General features: G+C 60.9%; 10 protein-coding genes and 7 pseudogenes. 8 read left to right on the top strand and 9 right to left on the bottom strand.

All coding sequences use genetic code 11. The annotated features are described in order from the left end of the window. Window positions 1–461 precede the first annotated feature (461 nt). The 4 genes and pseudogenes from AC56QQ_RS30950 to AC56QQ_RS30965 form a co-directional block, all read left to right on the top strand. The gene (locus AC56QQ_RS30950; RefSeq protein WP_497124538.1) at window positions 462–1295 is read left to right on the top strand and encodes an IS5 family transposase; all 834 of its coding nucleotides are present in this window, start codon (window positions 462–464) and stop codon (window positions 1293–1295) included. A 122-nt stretch (window positions 1296–1417) separates the two neighbouring features. Continuing rightward, window positions 1418–2456 (top strand): annotated as a pseudogene (locus AC56QQ_RS30955) (IS110 family RNA-guided transposase). 587 nt (window positions 2457–3043) lie between these two features. After that, window positions 3044–4387 (top strand): annotated as a pseudogene (locus AC56QQ_RS30960) (IS1380 family transposase). 196 nt (window positions 4388–4583) lie between these two features. Beyond that, a pseudogene (locus AC56QQ_RS30965) lies at window positions 4584–5236 on the top strand (gamma-glutamyl-gamma-aminobutyrate hydrolase family protein); the annotation flags it as partial. Between the two features lie 321 nt (window positions 5237–5557). Here AC56QQ_RS30965 and AC56QQ_RS30970 read toward each other — a convergent pair. From AC56QQ_RS30970 to AC56QQ_RS30985, 4 genes are all read right to left on the bottom strand, one after another. Continuing rightward, complete coding sequence (locus tag AC56QQ_RS30970; RefSeq protein WP_497124539.1) at window positions 5558–6202, bottom strand: Mu transposase domain-containing protein; 645 nt, start codon at window positions 6200–6202, stop codon at window positions 5558–5560. A gap of 96 nt (window positions 6203–6298) precedes the next feature. Next, entirely contained in the window at window positions 6299–7306 is a 1008-nt protein-coding gene (locus AC56QQ_RS30975; RefSeq protein ID WP_497124541.1) for a tyrosine-type recombinase/integrase, read from the bottom strand. Continuing rightward, the gene (locus AC56QQ_RS30980) at window positions 7303–8295 is read right to left on the bottom strand and encodes a tyrosine-type recombinase/integrase (protein ID WP_497124542.1); all 993 of its coding nucleotides are present in this window, start codon (window positions 8293–8295) and stop codon (window positions 7303–7305) included. The genes AC56QQ_RS30975 and AC56QQ_RS30980 overlap by 4 nt, the downstream gene beginning before the upstream one ends. Further along, window positions 8292–9560, bottom strand: coding sequence for a site-specific integrase (locus AC56QQ_RS30985; protein WP_497124543.1), 1269 nt, complete (start codon window positions 9558–9560; stop codon window positions 8292–8294). Before AC56QQ_RS30985 ends, AC56QQ_RS30980 begins: the two co-directional genes overlap by 4 nt. A 140-nt stretch (window positions 9561–9700) precedes the next feature. On the opposite strand from AC56QQ_RS30985, the gene AC56QQ_RS30990 reads away from it, so the two are divergent. Next, the gene (locus AC56QQ_RS30990; RefSeq protein ID WP_497124544.1) at window positions 9701–10591 is read left to right on the top strand and encodes a Mu transposase domain-containing protein; all 891 of its coding nucleotides are present in this window, start codon (window positions 9701–9703) and stop codon (window positions 10589–10591) included. 14 nt (window positions 10592–10605) lie between these two features. Next, a pseudogene (locus AC56QQ_RS30995) lies at window positions 10606–11067 on the top strand (ATP-binding protein); the annotation flags it as partial. Window positions 11068–11127: 60 nt separating this feature from the next. Here AC56QQ_RS30995 and istB read toward each other — a convergent pair. Together istB and istA are read right to left on the bottom strand one after the other, a co-directional pair. Continuing rightward, window positions 11128–12020: pseudogene (gene istB / locus AC56QQ_RS31000) on the bottom strand (IS21-like element helper ATPase IstB). After that, on the bottom strand, window positions 12017–13531 hold the full coding sequence (gene istA, locus AC56QQ_RS31005; protein ID WP_497124546.1) for an IS21 family transposase: 1515 nt from the start codon (window positions 13529–13531) through the stop codon (window positions 12017–12019). Before istA ends, istB begins: the two are co-directional and overlap by 4 nt. A 180-nt stretch (window positions 13532–13711) precedes the next feature. Between istA and AC56QQ_RS31010 the strand changes: the two are divergent. Together AC56QQ_RS31010 and tnpC are read left to right on the top strand one after the other, a co-directional pair. Next, a pseudogene (locus AC56QQ_RS31010) lies at window positions 13712–13990 on the top strand (ATP-binding protein); the annotation flags it as partial. A gap of 150 nt (window positions 13991–14140) precedes the next feature. Beyond that, window positions 14141–15211 (top strand): annotated as a pseudogene (gene tnpC / locus AC56QQ_RS31015) (IS66 family transposase); the annotation flags it as partial. A gap of 15 nt (window positions 15212–15226) precedes the next feature. Here tnpC and AC56QQ_RS31020 read toward each other — a convergent pair. From AC56QQ_RS31020 to AC56QQ_RS31030, 3 genes are all read right to left on the bottom strand, one after another. After that, the gene (locus AC56QQ_RS31020; protein WP_497124547.1) at window positions 15227–15499 is read right to left on the bottom strand and encodes an IS66 family transposase; all 273 of its coding nucleotides are present in this window, start codon (window positions 15497–15499) and stop codon (window positions 15227–15229) included. A gap of 301 nt (window positions 15500–15800) precedes the next feature. After that, a complete protein-coding gene (locus tag AC56QQ_RS31025) occupies window positions 15801–16508 on the bottom strand; it encodes an aspartate/glutamate racemase family protein (RefSeq protein ID WP_497124548.1) in 708 nt (235 codons plus the stop codon). A 389-nt stretch (window positions 16509–16897) separates the two neighbouring features. Next, a complete protein-coding gene (locus tag AC56QQ_RS31030; RefSeq protein WP_497124549.1) occupies window positions 16898–17896 on the bottom strand; it encodes a M14 family metallopeptidase in 999 nt (332 codons plus the stop codon). Window positions 17897–18256: the final 360 nt, after the last annotated feature.

Here is an 18256-nt window from a genome sequence, read left to right on the forward strand (position 1 = left end):
AGGAGTGGACGGCAGCGGCCAGGATATACAATTCCCCGAGTGTTAATAGGCGGATAGGTGGTGTCGATCTGGAGCGCAGCATTATCACCACTCGCAAACAAATGGCCAGGTAACCGCGGCTGTGACCACTCCATGCCACGTCACTCGCTGTGCTGTCGGCCTTGCCTCCACTTGGGACGCCACGCAGCCGCAATTTTCTCTGTCGGTGAATGGGCTGCCGGTACGGCTTCTTTTGAGTACCCCGTGTTCCGGCAACTGTCGCGAAAGTCTGCCACCGGCAGACGGGAGGCACCCATCTGCCTCCAGGACGATTGCTATATGGATATCATGATTACAGAAGCTAAGTCGCCCATACACTCTTAGAGCCTGACCCAAAACTCGAGATTGGGCGGTGGAGGCGGTTGAGTGGCCCCGTCCGTTGTGATTCGCTTGAGCTGTCTAGACTTGAGCAGGATCACAACATGGGTTGGACGGAGACCACCCGGCGGCAGTATTGCCGCGCGGGGCAGCGAGATGCAAATGCAATGACGGACCGGGAATGGGCGTTGATCGAGCCGTTCATGCCTGGAGCGAAGGCGTCGGGACGACCACGCACGACCGAACTGCGATCGGTAGTGGATGCGCTCCTCTATATTGCCTGGACCGGCTGCCAGTGGCGGGCGTTGCCGGACCGCTTCCCGCCCGTTTCGACGGTTCAACGCTATTTCTATGCCTGGCGAGACAATGGGCTGTGGAGGACCATCAACTTCCACCTGGTGGCTGCGGCACGCCTGGCGCTTGGTCGCGAGGCGAGCCCGAGCGCCGGCATCATCGACAGCCAATCGGCAAAGGCCACGGACGTTGCCGGTTTGCGTGGCTACGACGCCGGCAAGAAGGTCAAAGGCCGCAAGCGCCATATCATTACCGACACCGAGGGGCACCTTGTCGGGCTGAGGGTGCACACGGCCGACATCCAGGACAGGGATGGGGCAGTTGGCGTCACCGCCTCCATTCGACAGCTTTACCCGTGGCTGCGCCATCTATTCGCCGACGGCGGCTATGCCGGAGAAAAACTGACGCAGGCTCTCGCCAACCTGGGTACATGGACCATCGAAATCATCAAGCGCTCCGACGCGGCCAAGGGCTTCGAGGTCCTGCCGCGACGATGGGTCGTCGAGCGAACTTTCGCCTGGCTCGGACGTTGTCGCCGGCTCGCCAAGGATTTCGAGGCGACTATCGCCAGCGCCGAGGCATGGATATTCATCGCCTCCATCCGCCTCATGCTCCGCCGCCGCGCAGCTCCACCTCGCACGTAACCGAGTTTCGAGTCAGATGGGGTGATTGGGGTCTCGGCCGAGCCAGATGATGGCGGCTGCTCCTGTCGAAATGTGAAAACGTGGTCGATGTGAGTCGCCACAAACATTTGGAAGGAGCAGCCATGGAGTACTTTGCCGGACTGGACGTGTCTTTGGAAGAGACCTCTATTTGCATTGTCGACGAGACTGGCCGGATCGTGAAGGAGGCGAGAGCGTTGAGCGATCCGCAGGCGTTGTGTGAAGCGCTGAAGGGGACCGGCTTGCCGCTTGAGCGGATCGGCCTGGAAGCGTGCTCGCTGACGGCCTGGCTTCACGATGGACTGCACGCCGAAGGCTTGCCGGCGACCTGCATCGAGACGCGGCAGGCCAATGCGGCGATGAAGACCATGCCCAACAAGACCGATCGCAATGACGCCCGCGCGCTGGCGCAGATCATGCGCACCGGCTGGTATCAGCAGGTGCACGTCAAGAGCCGGCAAGTGCCGGCTTTGGCGCTCGCTGCTGGTTGCCCGCCGCACGGTGCTGAACGAGATGCGTTCGATCGAGAACGTGGTGCGGGCGATGCTGCGCGAGGCCGGCGTCAAACTGGGCTTGCCGTCGCGCAGCGCTTTTGCCGGCCGCGTGCGGGAACTGGCCGGCGCCGACGCCCAGATGATGGCGATGGTCGAGCCGCTGCTTGCGATCCTCGCCGTCATGCTGGGAGAGTTCGCCCGCCTGACCAAGCAGGTTCTCGATATCGTGCGCAAGGAGGAAGTCTGCCGGCGGCTGATGAGCGCGCCGGGCGTCGGGCCGATCACCGCGCTTGCCTTCCGCGCCACGATCGACCGGCCGGAGCGGTTCGGCTCGTCGCGGGCGGTAGGGGCGCATCTGGGGCTGACGCCGGCGCGCTACCAGTCCGGCGAGACCGACATCCAGGGAAGGGTCAGCCGCTGCGGCGATGAACTCGCCCGCACCGCCCTCTACGAGGCAGCGCATTCGCTGCTCGTGCGATCGAAGAAGTGGTCGAGCCTCAGGGCCTGGGGCATGACCATCGCCGGGCGCCGGGGCATGGCGCGGGCGCGGGTGGCGGTGGCCCGCAAGCTGGCGGTCATCCTGCATCGCATGTGGGCCGAGGCAACCGAATTCCGCTTTGGAAAGGAGCCTGCCGCGGTGGCGGCGTGAACCGAGGCCAATCAAAGGAACACGCAACACGAACAAAGCCTTCGCCCGAAAGGGCGATGCCCGGATCGTTCCGTGGGGACGATGGGCGAGGCGATCTCGTTGAGAGTCCCGAACCTGCCGGCCAAAACTCGGCAAGGTCGTGAAACAGATTGAGACGCCTCGCTCTCCTGACCCCATCATGCGGCGGCCAGAGCGCCGACCGCGAAGAGAAGCGAGTGACCCACGGAACGGTCCAGAAAAAAGTGCAGGAGCATCTTGACCTCAACGACCCCAATCAGAGAAGGCTCTTAGTACCCAAGCCTGCAAATGACGGGAATTAAAACGTGGCCTATCGGAATCTTGAAAAGAAAAATCAGCCGCTCATTGCCGTTTCGACGGACGTCCGCCAACTCTCTGGCTATCTCTGGCACGCCCCACCAGTATATCATTGCGGCCATTGCCGCAGCCGGCGTATTTCCGGTACTAGCCTGCCTTATGCACGACAACCGATCTGAGAGGCTGGCGGATGTAGCCTAAGCGATTGATTTGGCGTAGGATTCGGTTGTCTAAGCCAACCCTGCCACCGCCTCTCGCGAGCCACACCCGCCATGACCGATGATACGTTGCTGCCGCTCTCATTTCCAGCCGTTGGACGCAAGAAGATCACAGCTGCGTTTGACGGCGGGCGCATCACCTCGGATGGTGGCGTCATGCTGCTGGCAGCGGCCGAGCGACGCCTGCAACTGGCCGACAGGCTGGCCGCCGCGATCCACGATCCGCGCGATCCAGCGCGGGTGACGCACGCCATGGCCGACATTGTGCGCGCCCGCATCTTTGCGATCGCATGCGGCTACGAGGATGCCAACGATCTCGACCGACTGCGCACCGACCCGGCCTTCAAGCTCGCCTGCGGACGGCTGCCCGACAGCGGGATTGATCTGTGCTCGCAGCCGACCTGCTCGCGCCTCGAGAACCTGCCCGACCTGCGCACCGTCATCCGGCTCGGCTGGGTGCTGGTCGATCTGTGGCTGTCGAGCTATGCCGCGCCGCCCAAAAGCGTCACGCTCGACATTGACGACACGGTGGATGTCGTTCACGGCCATCAGCAGCTCTCGCTCTTCAACGCCCATTACGACGAACGCTGCTTCCTGCCGATCCACATCTACGACGCCGCGACAGGACGCCCGGTCGCCATGATCCTGCGTCCTCGGCAAGACCCCGACGGGCAAGGAGATCCGCGGCCATCTGCGCCGCCTTGTCCGGCGCATCCGCGCCCGCTGGCCTGCCACCCGCATTCTGATCCGCGGCGATGGCCACTATGGCCGGGCGGAAGTCATGGCCTGGTGCGAGAACAACGCGATCGACTACGTCTTCGGCCTGCCCGGCAACAAGGTTCTCCAGCGTCTCGTCGATGAAGCCGCCGACGACATCCGCACCCGCCGCGCGCTCGAGCAGAAGCCGGTGCTGCGCGGCTATGCCGAGACCCGATACAAGGCGAGATCCTGGAAGACGGAACGTCGCGTCTGCGCCCGCATCGAGGCAACCTCGATGGGCCTCGACATCCGCTTCGTCGTCACCAATCTCGACAAAGGCTCCGCCGCGCATGTCTACGACGTGATCTACTGCGCCCGCGGCCGGCCGAAAACCTGATCAAGATGCACAAGAGCCAGCTTGCCTCCGACCGCACCAGCTGCCGCTCACCGATTGCCAACCAGGTGCGCCTCGTCCTGCACACCGCCGCATACTGGCTGATGCTCACCCTGCGCGAGGCGGTGCCCGGAACCCATCATCTGCGCAACGCCGAGTTCGCCACGCTGCGGCTCAGGCTCCTCAAGCTCGGCGCCCGCGTCATCGAAACCGTCTCGCGCATCCGCCTGGCCTTCGCCGCTGTCTGTCCCGAGGCCAGCCTGTTCCGACAAATCGCTCTCACGCTGCAGCCCGCAGGACCATGACGGCCGGGGCATCAAAGCCCCGCCGAACCCGACACCTTAACCCTCCAGCGCGTTCCAAAGTCCAGTCTCAGCTGCGGTGAAAAAGACGCCTCACACCTTCATGACCGAACGCCCAGCGGCAACGAACTAAGCTGCTCGTGAATAGGACGGGCTAGTCTAGTCCCTTCCGTTGGTGATCAACTTGACTTCGAGCAACCTCAAGGCCGTCGATGGCGTGATGGTCACAGGCTCCGGGTTGAATGTCCATCCCTCGCTCTATGGCGGAGAGGCGAGCGAAGCCAACGGCCCATATGACCCAGCGCGCGATTCCACCACGCTGCCTTTGATCCGCATGACGATCGACCATGGGGTTCCGCTGCTTGCTATCTGCCGCGGTTTGCAGGAAATGAATGTCGCTCTTGGCGGCACGCTGGCGACAGAAATCCAAGACTGTCCCGGCTCGGTTGACCATAGGGCGCCGCAGAGCGATATCCGAATATCAGGGCCGGCACCTGCCTCGCAGGAGTGGTCGGCAAGGGCGAAATCAAGGTCAATTCCCTCCACCGCCAGGCGATTGACCGGCCAAGCACGCGGCTTCAGGTCGAAGCGCTGGCTGAAGACGGAACCGTGGAAGCCGTATCGGTGCGAGATGCCCGCGCCTTCGCAGTCAGTGTCCAATGGCATCCCGAATATTGGGTGAAGTCCGACGAGGTGTCGGAGCGTATTTTCCACGCTTTTGGAGAGTCGGTTCGGGCCCACGCGGCGGCAAGAGCATCGGGCATTCAGACGAGTCCGTATCCGGCAGCGGTGAGGCGATTACCGCATACCTCAGGCTCGACCAAATCGCAGATGTCGCCGATGGCGCGCTAGAGTGCCTCGACGGATCAGGCTTCGGCTTTGCGCAAGTTCGCATTGATCTTGGCGAGGCCTGCTCGATCGTTTTGTCATGATGCCTCTCAATGATCGCTTCCTGTTGACGTTCAGTTGCGGATTCCGGGGTTATCCGGCCGGGTATTCCAACTTGAAGCCGGCCACCATTCCGGAATAATGAAGCCGGCCACGATTCCGATCAATATCCGGCCACTTTAACGGGGCTAAAGAGAACACATCTGGGTCAGCAACTTTGGCATGACGGTCCTTTTGAACAAGGGACGCGTGATGCCGGCAAAGAGAAGGCTGACCACGAGACACTTACGACAAATGCTGCGGTTTGCCGGTGACGGAACGAGCGCCCGTGAGATTGCACAGAGGCTGGGCATAGCGCGCAGCACCGTGCAGGATAATCTGAAGCGGGCGGCCGCGGCGGAGCTGAGCTGGCCGCTGCCGGGCGACCTGACCGACGATGCGCTTGCCGCGGTGGAATATCTCGAACGCGCTGCTCGTCGCGCGGATGTCGACTTGCTGGCGGATCAGGCCATGCGGAACGGAATAGAAGAACGCCTTGAACTCGACGTGATAATCGGTGGCGACACGGGCCAGGCGCCATTCGGCAAACTCGTAATCCTCGGCAGGCAGGCTTGCCAGCACAGGCCGTTCCACGGTCTCAAACAGATGGCGGCGGCTGACGCCAAGGCGGCGCATGATATGGTCGTTGATACGATCGAGCGCCTGGGCGATCGCGGCATTGGCCTCGGCCAGCGAGAAGAAAGTCTGCCGCCGCAGCCGACCCAGAATGCAGGTCTGGGCAAAGCGAACCCCATTCTCGACCTTCGCCTTGTCCTTTGGACGCCTCGGCCGGGCCGGCAGAACGCCGACGCCATAATGCGAGGCCATCATGCCATAGCTGCGGTTGATCTCCGGATCGTAGAAGGAAGCATGGTTGACGCCGGACTTCAAATTGTCGGGCTTTTGTGTCCAACGCCGTTATGTGGCTGGCAACGGTTTGAGCCGGTATTTCGAAGGTGGGCCGCGGGCGAGAGGACACATAATGCGCTACAGCGAGTTGAGCCAGTCGAGGAGGGTTTTGTCGTCCTTCCAGGCAAGACGTGGTCGGGGTACCGTTGAAATACCTGAACCACTCACTTCGCAGGCGCGTAGCGCCTCGGCTTTGGCGCGCAGCGTCAGCTCGGCATAACGGTTTGTCGTGTCGAGACTCACGTGCCCGAGCCAACTGTGTATGACATTAACTTCGACACCGGATTCCTGTAGGTGGCAGGCAGCGGTGTGCCGGAATAGATGCGGGCTGACACGTCTGGATTTCGGCCCGGGCGTATCGAAGGATGCGCCGTGTCGTCGGACAATCTTATAGATCCCGAACCTCGTTAAAGGACGAGCCTTCGGAGCGCAGAAGACTGGCTCGCCTGGCGCTGCGCGGCGCTGGGCCAGGAGTGCCTGGATATGCTTCAATGTCTCATCCCAAAGCGGGCACGTTCGCCACTTGTCACCTTTGCCGTGCAAGTGGACTTTGGCCGGCGGCTTGAGTTCGAGGTGCTCGATACGAAGATCCGCAACTTCCTGTACCCTGGCGCCCGTGTTGTAGAGGAAGAGCAATAGTGTGTGGTCGCGCAGCGCGAGATGCCCTTGCCGAGGCAGCGAACGAAACAAGGCCGCTACCTCCTCCCGCTCCAGGAAGTGCGTATCGGGCAGTGATGTGCGCTTGACGGGAATTGCCGCGACTTGCTGACAAACCGCCAGCATCTCGGGTACACGCACAGCGAGGTAGGCAAAGAAGGTGTTCAGTGCAGCGCGACGTTGATTGCGAGTACGTACCGAGTTGCCGCGTTCTTGTTCCAGGTGCTTCAGGAATGCCAGAGTCCGTTCGAACGTCAGGTCATCAAGGGCCAGTGCAGTAATTCTGCGGCCACGCTGCTCGGACGCGAAGCACAGGAACAGGCGGATCGTGTCACGATAACTGCGGATCGAACCGAGCCGCAGCCCCTTCTGAACCGGGAGATGATCAGCAAAAAATGACTGGACCAGTGTACCGAGGGAGATGGTCATGACCGATCCTCCGCGAGTGTTGCCGCGGCAAAGGCACGGAAGCGTCGGTTGGCGTGTTCGAGAAGCTCCGGGGTCGGCGTCAGATACACCGCAGTAGAACTGATGTCGCCGTGCCCCATGAAAGTCGAAAGCGCAAGAAGCTTCGTCTGAGGATCGAGGCCGAGCCTGTACCAGCGCGTGAGTGTGCCAACGGCAAATGAGTGTCTCAGATCGTGCAGGCGTGGAGGCGAAATACCGGGTGGGATCCGCAAATTTAGGCTCGGGACCATAGCGTGAAAGGTCTGGCTGATGGTCCCAGGATTGATTGGGCGACCCCCGCGCAAGCAAAACAGCGGCTGATCGTCCGCAGTATTGGTTGCGAGCGCCGTAGTCTGGCGTTGGTGCAGATGCTGGCCCAGGAGTGCTCCGAGCTTCGGCCCAAATGGGACGAGGCGGCTCTTGTAGAACTTGGTCTCCCGGATAACGAGCAGGCGCCGTTCCAGATCGACGTCTTTGAGGCATAGCCGGCAGGCCTCGCCGACACGCAATCCCAGTCCGTAAAGGACAGCGAACAGTACGAAATATGTGTTGCCACGCTCGATCGTACTGCCATGGCTCGGAAGCGCCTTGGCAAGAGCGAGCAACCGAGTGGCTGCGTCTGTGTCGAAGATAAATGGCGTGCGCTGATATCTTCCGCGCCGTGGTGGGGATCTCAACGGTGTCTGGGCGAGCTTCTCGTGATCGACGAGATATGAGAACAGTCGCCCTACCGTACAGCGCAGGTGGTTATAGCTTCTCGGGCGCGACCTTGGACGCGAGAGGAGAAACTCATCCACCAGTGCCGGGGTTATCTCGGCAAGGCTACCAATGTTGTTGTTCGACAAGTAGGCATCGAACAGCGCGAGCGTCTTCTCTTCGACATCATAGCGCCGTCGCAACGAGCGCTTGTGGGCGAGGAATTGCTCAATCTCGTGGCGGAGAAAACTCTGGAAACGTCCATCGTAGCTCACAGCACGTCCTCCCCATTGCCTAGTGGAACCTCGCGCAGCTGTTCGACAGCGATCTTCCCGTAGATCTGGGTGGAGGAGGCGCTGCGGTGGCCAACGTAGTCGCCGATGTGCTTCAGCGGAAAATTGGCGTTTAGCAGTCGCTGCACACAGCTGTGACGTAGGACATGGGAACCGGCGCGTGGCACGCTAATGCCGGCTTTGCGGATGAAATGGGCGGCGCGACAGACAACCGCCGCGGAGCCTATCGGGGCGTGTGGAGCACAGCAGCGCATAAATACCTCACGGCATGTCGTGGCAGGTCGCCCGTTTTTGAGGTATTCGATGATCGCAGCCCCCACTGCCGCCGAGAGCGGATAAGTGGTGGTGTTGCCTGCTTTGCGATCCCGGATCTTGAGCCGTTCGTTGCGCCAGTCAATGTCATCAAGCGTGAGCGTGGCGACCTCCGCAGCCCGCAGTCCATAGGTAGCAAGCAGCATCATCATTGCGTAGTCGCGCTTGCCGGAGGTGGACCGTCTGTCGATACCTGCCAGCACTTGCTCGACCTGTTCCCAACTGATCGATCGCGGAACACCAGCGTGCCGGTACGACTGCGGAAACTCGACAAGCGAACTGAGATCCTTGGCCAGAACCCCCTCACGATGGAGGTAGCGCAGAAAGACCCGTAGCACCCCGCATGCATTGCGCACCGTCGACCAAGAAACTCGTGGCGGAGCGTATTCGGCAATGAACCCGCTGAGCACGATTGGCGACAGCTTTGCGAGGTCGTCAATGCCGGTGCGCTCAAGATAGGTTGCGAACTGACGCAAACTAAATTGGTACTGGTATATCGATCTCTGACGAAGCCCCTTCTCTTCGGTCAGGTACTTCAACAACCCCGGCGCCTGACGTTCGAACGGGTTGTCTGGCTTATGGGGACGACCCCGACCAATGTAGCCGGAGACCGCCAGCTTCAGCATCTGGCGGATGGGATTGCGTACTTCATTGCCGATCTGCTTGCGTCGCCGGCCCGAGCGTCGTCTAGCATGCTCACCAATCCACGCTTGCACGAATGGCTCGACGTGATCAGGTAGGTTCTTAACTTCGCTGGCTCCCTGAGCTTTTGCGAACTCGCCGAAACTCACCACAATGGGTATCCGGCGAGACACGCTGCGATCCGTATAGCGGCGTTCTGCCATCCAGCCGACGTATTGTTCGACTGTGGAGGCGATCCAAGACTCGTGAATGCGATCGATAGTAGAAGGGCGGATGTAGTACTTCTCCAGCATAATAATCTCCTAAGGAAACAGCGAGATCACCATGCCATGAGCGCTCCATTATGTTGCCACTAGTGCAACGATAATGTTCGCAAATGCGGGTTTTAACTCCGTTCGCCACATAACGGCGTTGGACACAAAAGCCCGACAATTTGAAGTCCGGCGTCAACCATGCTTCCTTCTACGATCCGGAGATCAACCGCAGCTATGGCATGATGGCCTCGCATTATGGCGTCGGCGTTCTGCCGGCCCGGCCGAGGCGTCCAAAGGACAAGGCGAAGGTCGAGAATGGGGTTCGCTTTGCCCAGACCTGCATTCTGGGTCGGCTGCGGCGGCAGACTTTCTTCTCGCTGGCCGAGGCCAATGCCGCGATCGCCCAGGCGCTCGATCGTATCAACGACCATATCATGCGCCGCCTTGGCGTCAGCCGCCGCCATCTGTTTGAGACCGTGGAACGGCCTGTGCTGGCAAGCCTGCCTGCCGAGGATTACGAGTTTGCCGAATGGCGCCTGGCCCGTGTCGCCACCGATTATCACGTCGAGTTCAAGGCGTTCTTCTATTCCGTTCCGCATGGCCTGATCCGCCAGCAAGTCGACATCCGCGCGACGAGCAGCGCGTTCGAGATATTCCACCGCGGCAAGCGCGTCGCCGTCCACCTGCGCCGCTATGGCGGACGGCGCTACGGCACAAACCCTGAGCACATGCCCAGTTCCCACCGCCGATATGCCGAGTGGACACCGGACCGCTTCCGGCGATGGGCAGCTTCGATCGGGCCGCAAACCGAGGGGCTGATCATCGCAATTCTGGCGAACCGGCCGCATCCCGAACAGGGCTTCCGAACATGTCTGGGCATCCTACGCCTGTACCGTGACCTCCATCGTGATCACGCCGAGGCCATCTCGGCCCGCGCCGTCGAGATCGGTGGGCTCACCTGCAAGAGCATTGCAGCGCTCATTGCCAACCACAAAGCCACCCGGCCCGCCGCCGGTCCCGGTGCCATCATCGATCACGCCAATCTGCGTGGTCCCGGCTACTTCCATTAACGAGAGACAAGATCATGCTGACCCATCCCACCCTCGACATGCTACGCGATCTCGGCCTGCACGGTATGGCCAAAAGCTTCCAGGATCTCGACGCCCAGACGGAAGCTCGCGCCCTCGATCATGGCGAATGGCTCGCCATCTTGCTCGAACATGAAGCAACGCTACGCCGCCAGAAACGCTTCGAGGCACGTGCCCGCGCGGCCCGGCTGCGCCATGACGCGCAGGTCGAAGATACCGACTTCCGTGCCGAACGCGGTCTCGATCGTTCCCTGTTCCTCAAACTCGCGAGCTGCGACTGGATCCGACAGCGTCATGGGCTCCTGTTGACCGGCCCGGCCGGTGTCGGAAAGAGCTGGCTTGCCTGTGCCCTCGGCCACAAGGCTTGCCGGGAGGACTTCTCCGTCGCATATCATCGCGCCCCACGGCTCTTTGCTGAGCTTGCCCTGGCAAGGGGCGACGGCCGATATGCCAGGATATGCTGATCTGTATAGCGCGACGATCAGGATGAGACGCGCGCGACAATCTGGATGAGATTCTTACGTCGCGGTCACGGGCAAATTATCATGCTGATTGTCGCTGGCAAGGCTTTCGTCGGTTTCTGATTGCCGCTCCGCGACAAGCTCGTGCGTGTTTTTGATTGTCGCGTAGGAGGCGGGCCTGCCGCGCTGGCGTTTGGCCTCTATGGCAGATCTGCGCCGGTAGCTTTCGACATTCATCTCGAAGATCGTTGCGAATGAACAAGCCGATCGACCGCGGCGAGGGTCATGGCGGGATCCGGAAAGACCCTGTTCCATTCTCCAAAGGGCTGATTGGCGGTGATCATGATGGAACGCCGCTCATATCTTGCGCAGATGAGTTCGAAGAGCACGCTCGTTTCGGCCTGGTCCTTGGTGACGTAAGCCAGATCGTCGAGGATGAGCAGATCGAACTTGTCGAGCTTTGCGATGGCGGATTCGAGCTGGAGCTCCCGCCGCGCGACCTGAAGCTTCTGGACGAGATCGGTCGTGCGGGTGAACAGCACGCGCCAGCCGTTCTCGATCAGGGCGAGGCCGATGGCTGCGGCGAGATGGCTCTTTCCGCCGCCGGGCGGGCCGAACAACAGGATGTTGGCGCCCTTTGCGAGCCAGCTGTCGCCGGCGGCGATCGCCATGACCTGGGCCTTGGAGACCATCGGCACGGCGTCGAAGGCGAAGCTGTCTAGGGTCTTGCCGGGCGGCAGATGCGCCTCGGCGAGGTGGCGTTCGATCCGGCGATGCGCCCGCTCGGCCAATTCATGCTCGGCGATGGCGGAGAGGAACCGGGCGGCGGGCCATCCCTCTCTGTCGGCCTGTTCGGCGAACTGCGGCCAGAGCGTCTTGATTGTCGGCAGCCGGAGCTCGTTGAGCATGATGCCGAGGCGTGCTTCATCTATTGTGTGGATGCTCTTCATGCGACCTCTCCCGCATAGGCCGTGCCGATCAGGGCTTCATAGCCATTGAGCGATGCGAGTTGCACATGAACAGTCGGCAACCGGGCCGGATCCGGGCCGAAGAGCGCTCTCAGGGCGGCCAGATCAGGCAGTTCGCCGGCGTCGAGCGTTCTGGCAAGCTCTTCAGCCAGTTCACGCTCGCAGCCACGATCATGAGCCAGCGCCAACAGTTCGACGGCAATCTTGCAAGCCTGTTTGTCGGGCAGGTGCTCGATGAGAACGTCGAAGGCTCTACGATATTCCAGCCGGGGAAAGAGCTTGTCGCGATAGACGAGATCCCGAAGCGCCATCGGCTTTTTGCGCAGGGAATGAATGACGTGCCGGTAATTGACGACCTGGTCGTGCCGGCCGTCGGCATGGCCGCGTCCTCGGGGCAACGTCATCAGATGCGTCCCGCCGATGAAGACCTCGAGGCGATCGTCGAACAGCCGGACGCGAAGCCGATGTCCGATCAGGCGGGAAGGCACAGTGTAGAAGACTTTGCGCAAGGTGAAGCCGCCGGTGCGCGACACCGTGACGACCACCTCTTCGAAGTCGGTGGTGCGGCGGGCGGGAAGTTCCTGCAAATGCGGGCGCTCAGCGTCAATGCGCTTGCCATGTGCGGCATTACGGCGGCTGACGATCTCATCGATGAAGGCGCGGTAGGAGCCGAGATCGTCGAAGTCCCTGGTGCCGCGCATCAGTAGCGCATCGCGGACCGCGTTCTTGAGATGGCCGTGGGAACTTTCGATCGAGCCGTTCTCGTGCGCGACGCCCTTGTTGTTGCGCGTCGCCGTCATGCGATAATGGCCGCACAGTTCCTCGTAGCGATGCGTCAGATCGACCTTGGCGTCGGCATCGAGGTTACGGAAGGCCGCCGACAAGCTGTCGCTGCGATGATAGAGCGGCGAACCGCCGACCGACCACAGCGCGTTCTGCAGGCCCTCGGCCAGAGCAACGAAGCTTTCGCCGCCAAGGATGACATGGGCGTGCTCGAAGCCCGACCAGACCAGCCGGAAGTGATAGAGCAGATGGTCGAGCGCCTGGCCGGCGATCGTCACGCCGAGGCTGCCCATGTCGGTAAAATCCGACAGTCCCAACCGACCGGGTTCGTGCGTCTGACGGAAGATCACTTCCTGCTCCTGACCGTGAACAGCCCGCCATGATCGGATACGCCGCTCAAGCGTGCGGCGAATACCTTCGGACAGTTCCGGATGACGCCGCAGCATCTCATTGTAAACGGCGACCGCACGGATGCCGGGAGCGGCCTTGAGGAGCGGAACAACCTCAGCATCGAAGATATGCTCAAGAGGATCGGGGCGACGCCGGTCGCGCGGCGGCCTGCTCTGCGATGGAAGACGCGCCTCCTTCTCGATGCGGTAAGCTGTCGCCCGGCTGATCGACGCCTTGGCGGCGGAGACCTCGATGGAATTGTTTTGTCGGTACTTCATAAAAAGCCTCGTCTGATGATCGGTTACATGGCGACCCGCCACAAAGGTGATTCTCCAGTCTCAGAAAATCACCCACGCTACCGGGCCAACCGCGATCATGAGACGCCGAAAAATCGCGCCGCGGCGGGAGTGTAACTCCGGTCGGGCTACGCCCTCCCTTCGTCACACCCCCCGCCGCCGAGTCTCATCCTGATTGACGCTGAGTCTCACCTTGATTGTCGCCGCGCAGATCTGCTCGTTCTGGATGACTGGGGGCCTGAAAAGCTCAACGACGATCAACGTCGTGACCTCCTCGAGATCATCGAGGATCGCTACGAGCGACGCTCGACCATCGTCACCAGCCAGGTTCCTGTCGACCGGTGGTACGAGATCATCGGAAATCCGACCATCGCTGACGCCGTCCTCGATCGCCTCGTGCACAATGCCTATCGCATCGAACTGGCCGGCGAGAGCATGCGAAAACAACGAGCCATCACCATGCCGGAAACGGCTCGGGCTTGACCTCTAAACCTAAACTCGAAGCAAACCTCAACAACGACCCAGGTGATGTCCAAAGGTGGCCGGCTTCGAATCGGAATCCCGGCCGGAATGAAATCGGAATGGGTGGCCGGCGATTGATCGGAATCGCTGGCCGGCTTCGTCGGAATACGCACCCAACTGCTGGCGACGATCCTGTTTGACAAGTTCGGCATGCATGCTCCACTCAACCGACAGAGCGCACGCTTCAAGGCCGAGGGGATCGACCTGCCGCTGTCGACGCTGGCCGATCAGGTCGGCCACGGAACCTTCGCCGTCATGCCGCTCTTCCAGCTGATCGAGCGCCATGTGCTCGCGGCCGAGCGCCTTCATGGCGACGACACCACCATTCGTATCCTGGCGAAGGGCAAGTGCGCGACCGGGGGCATATGGAACTATACGCGCGATGACCGTCCCTTCGCCGGGCCTGCGCCGCCGGCGGCGATCTATTACGCCTCGAGCGACCGGCGCGGCGAGCATCCTCAGAAGCGTCTGGCCGGGTTCGCCGGCATCCTTCAGTGCGACTGTTACAGTGGCTTCGAGCCGTTGTTCGACCCGCAGCGGAAGGAGCAGCCGATCACGCCGGCCTTTTGCTACGCCCATGCGCGACGAGGATTCTTCGAATTGGCCGACATCGCGAAAAAGGCCCGGGATGGCAAGAAGGGCAAACCGATCTCCCCGATCGCGCTGGAGGCGATCAGGCGCCTCGACGCGCTGTTCGAGATCGAGCGCGCCATCAACGGCCGCAGCGCGGACGAGCGGTATGCCGTGCGGCAGGAAAAAAGCAAACCACTTCTCGACGACATGCACGCCTGGTTGCTCCGCGAGCGCGATACCCTCTCGCGCTCTTCCGAGGTCCTGAAGCCGATCAACTACATGCTCAGGCGCTGGGCCGACTTCGCCCGCTTCATTGACGACGGCAGAATCTGCCTCAGCAACAATGCGGCCGAAAGAGCGCTGCGTGGCATTGCTCTGGGAAGGCGCAACTGGACCTTCGCCGGTTCCCAGCGCGGCGCCGACCGCGCCGCCGTTATGCTTACCCTCATCACCACGGCACGCCTCAACGAGGTCGACCCGAAAGCTTGGCTCGCCAATGTCCTGGCCCGCATTGCCGATCTTCCCACCTCACGTCTGCACGAACTACTGCCCTGGCACTGGAAGCGCCTGCGCGAAGCCGACAAGCCCGCCAATCAGCAGGCCGCCTGACCTCACGCAACGTCATCATAGAGCCCACCGCGCGCGCACGCGCGTGCCAATCATGCGGCCTTCGTCGTATGCGTACTTTGCGCGCGGCGATCCGGTCTTCAGGTGGCGTGCCGCGGACCGTCGCCTCGACCGCGTAAAGCGCGCGATCTGACGGACGGCGGCTTCGGCGATCGGAGATTTCGTGTTCCGCAGCTGCTTCACGAAGCGACGGCGCAGATGGCTCCAGCAGGGGACGAGCTTCCAAGCTCCTGCGGCCACTCGACGCGGATCAGCCGGTCGTACCCTCATAGCCGCAGATCTCGTCTCGCCCCGAGCCACGAGCCGGCCGGACGATCAGATGCGAATCTTCGACATTCCCTCGCTTGATGACCCAAGTGCGCCCATGCAATATTGCTGGGCAGGGATGATGCCGGCGCGAATCTGGCGAAGGACGTCGCAGGGCTCAGATTGAGCATGCTGGCGGCTGCGGTCAATGTGACTTCGCCGCGCTCGGCCCATTCGCCATCCCTGTAGACTCAGTGCAACGGGTCGATTGCAAGATGCTCTGTCACAGGACGCTCTGGCGGTCAAACGCTCTGTCAGTGAAAATCTATTTTTTGAGCGACGCGAGCATCATCCGGCACATAGTTGTGATATCGTAGACCGGCAAGTTCGTTAGCCGGCGGATTGCCGGCGCGACTACTGGGAACCCCGCACACTCGAAAAGGATAGCCGCAATCTCCGGATGCGCGGCTCTCAGCTTGTTGATGCAAGCGCCTACATCCGCTTCCAACGCGACAACATCGGTCGGCGGCGCAGGAATCTTCAACTCATCATGCCAGTACTTACTGCCTTCAACTCCGCCTACCACAACTCTCGACCGCTCCGTCGGATCGCTGAGCTCGAGCATATCGTCGCCGAAAGCGTTAGAGTCATAAGTCAGAACGGCAAATTTGGCGGATGGTGGCAGTTGACGGATTAGCGTCGGCAAAAGGAGCATGCTCGACATTGCCACGGGTACCTCTACAGAAGCTGCTACAACCGCCTGGTATCGGATCAAGAAGCCGCAGTTTGAACTGATCGCGACGGCTCCTCGCTGGACCAACCGCTGCGCCGCTTCAACGTAGCCGCGCTCAAGAACCGGATCGCCGCGCGGCGTTCTTCTACCGAGTGTTCCCTCTGCGATTTCCGTTATGACGGGGAAACCAAGGGTCGCAGGATTCTCAATCGCGCCCGGTTCCGTACCCCTCTCTGAGCTGGGCAACTGCCCTTGGTCGGAAGTTAGTATCCCGAGAGATGCTTGGGGTCGTAACGCCATGAATGTAGTCCTCACAGTTGGAAGCGGCCAACGATGCGTGCGGCCCACTAACCGGTTCACTCTGGATGTATTTTTGGTTCAACCAATTGAACCAGTCAAAAGCAGATCTTATACGACTGTTTCGTCGGCATAATTGCGATGCGAAGATCTGCTGCAATTCCTCTCGCGACCTGAAGATGCACATCTTATCAGCGCCCTCTCCGCTTCGGTCAGGTTGCTTGCGTAGCGGCGCAACGCGCACGGGTTACTTCAGTCCAAGACATCGTGATCTCCATCGAATCCCGCAAATTCAAAGGAATCGCACCCCTCTGAAATAAGCTCTTTTGGAACGGACACTTAGGCGCGTTCTCATGTTATGTCGCCTTGGAGCGATCGAGGCGAACGTGATTTCAACGATTTAGCGGTCGCGCAAGGAGCGCTAGCCATTCGTCGACCTCGACATAGCCTCCGGATCGAATGCCGCAGACGATGGAAGGGCCAGGCGACCGGATATCAATGGAATCGGCTGACGAAGAATCCATCGGATGCAGAATGCCGATAAGATCTCCCTGCTTCACTTCATCCAACATCGAGCAACGAGGTTCGAAAATACCCCGCGCAGGCGATTTCAGTTCATCGGCCGGGCGCCGCGTTTGAAGTGTATGGCTGGACCTCCGTTGACGGAACATCGGGTACTCGGCTTTCCCTCGACGAGTCCGAGCGAGATGAGTGCGTTGCGTACTCCAGCTTCGTAGATCGCGAGAGCTTCGGCACCCAATGGTGCCCCCGCCGAGTTCAGCACAAACGAATACCTTGTGCTGGTTATGGGCCGAGATATCGAACATTCCAAGCGTATCTGGATGATCCCACACCAACGTCATGGGTAATAGGAACGCCTCTGCCATTCTGATCGTCTTGGCCATGAGATCCGGATTTGCAATGGGATGCGTCGTGGTCGATGGTAGAAAATCCCACGTTGGTCCGAAGCTGTGCAGATCAAACACGGTGTCGGCCATCGGCAACAACAGGCGCGAAACGGCATCCGCGATTCGTTCGGTTATCGACCCGTCGGCACGGCCCGGAAACACTCGGTTGAGGTTCAATCCGTCGATCGGTGTATTGCGGCTGAATGCCTGCACGGCCGGCGGATTGAGCACGGGGACGATGATGACCCTTCCACAGGTTTGCGCTTCAGGGAGCCACTCAACAAGCCGCCGCGCAACAAGAGGCCCTTCCAATTCATTGCCATGACATCCGCCAGTGATAAGGAGCCGCGGTCCCTCGCCTTTGTTGAAGCTGAAGACCCGGAGCGAAAGAGCTTCGCAATCGGCGCCCTTTGGGACAACAAGATGCCCTTTGCTCACGCCGGGCTTGTCGAGATCAAACGTAAGATGTAGTGCTTCGCTCATTGTTCAGCCTACTGTGAGTATTCAGGGACCTTGCGCCGGGTTTGCGTTTATCCGCTCTGCAAGTATGCGCCAAGCTGTCTTCAATTCGCCAATATAATGTCCCGGACGGCGCCATCGCGTTTTTAGATGGCCAGCGCCTGCTCTGCTGAACTGCCGCTGCTCCGACGTTCACAACGAGAACTGGAACCGTGGCGGATAGCGGGCCTCCCCTGCGTACACCTAGGACCGCCAGCGTGCTTGCGCGATACGGGCCAGCCCTTGGGGATGACGTCAAGCTTCTGCATATACTGGAGCGTTTCATGTCCCCTATCGAGACTAAGCAGCATGACTGCCTGCTACAACGCTATATCCTTGAGGGGC

It is taken from the genome of Mesorhizobium sp. RCAM 05099 (genome assembly GCF_059683685.1).

Coding starts and splice junctions, on each gene's coding strand:
- AC56QQ_RS30950 (WP_497124538.1), top strand. CDS start 462: ATGGGTTGGACGGAGACCACCCGGCGGCAGTATTGCCGCGCGGGGCAG.
- AC56QQ_RS30975 (WP_497124541.1), bottom strand. CDS start 7,306: ATGACCATCTCCCTCGGTACACTGGTCCAGTCATTTTTTGCTGATCAT.
- AC56QQ_RS30985 (WP_497124543.1), bottom strand. CDS start 9,560: ATGCTGGAGAAGTACTACATCCGCCCTTCTACTATCGATCGCATTCAC.
- AC56QQ_RS31020 (WP_497124547.1), bottom strand. CDS start 15,499: ATGAGGGTACGACCGGCTGATCCGCGTCGAGTGGCCGCAGGAGCTTGG.
- AC56QQ_RS31025 (WP_497124548.1), bottom strand. CDS start 16,508: ATGGCGTTACGACCCCAAGCATCTCTCGGGATACTAACTTCCGACCAA.
- AC56QQ_RS31030 (WP_497124549.1), bottom strand. CDS start 17,896: ATGAGCGAAGCACTACATCTTACGTTTGATCTCGACAAGCCCGGCGTG.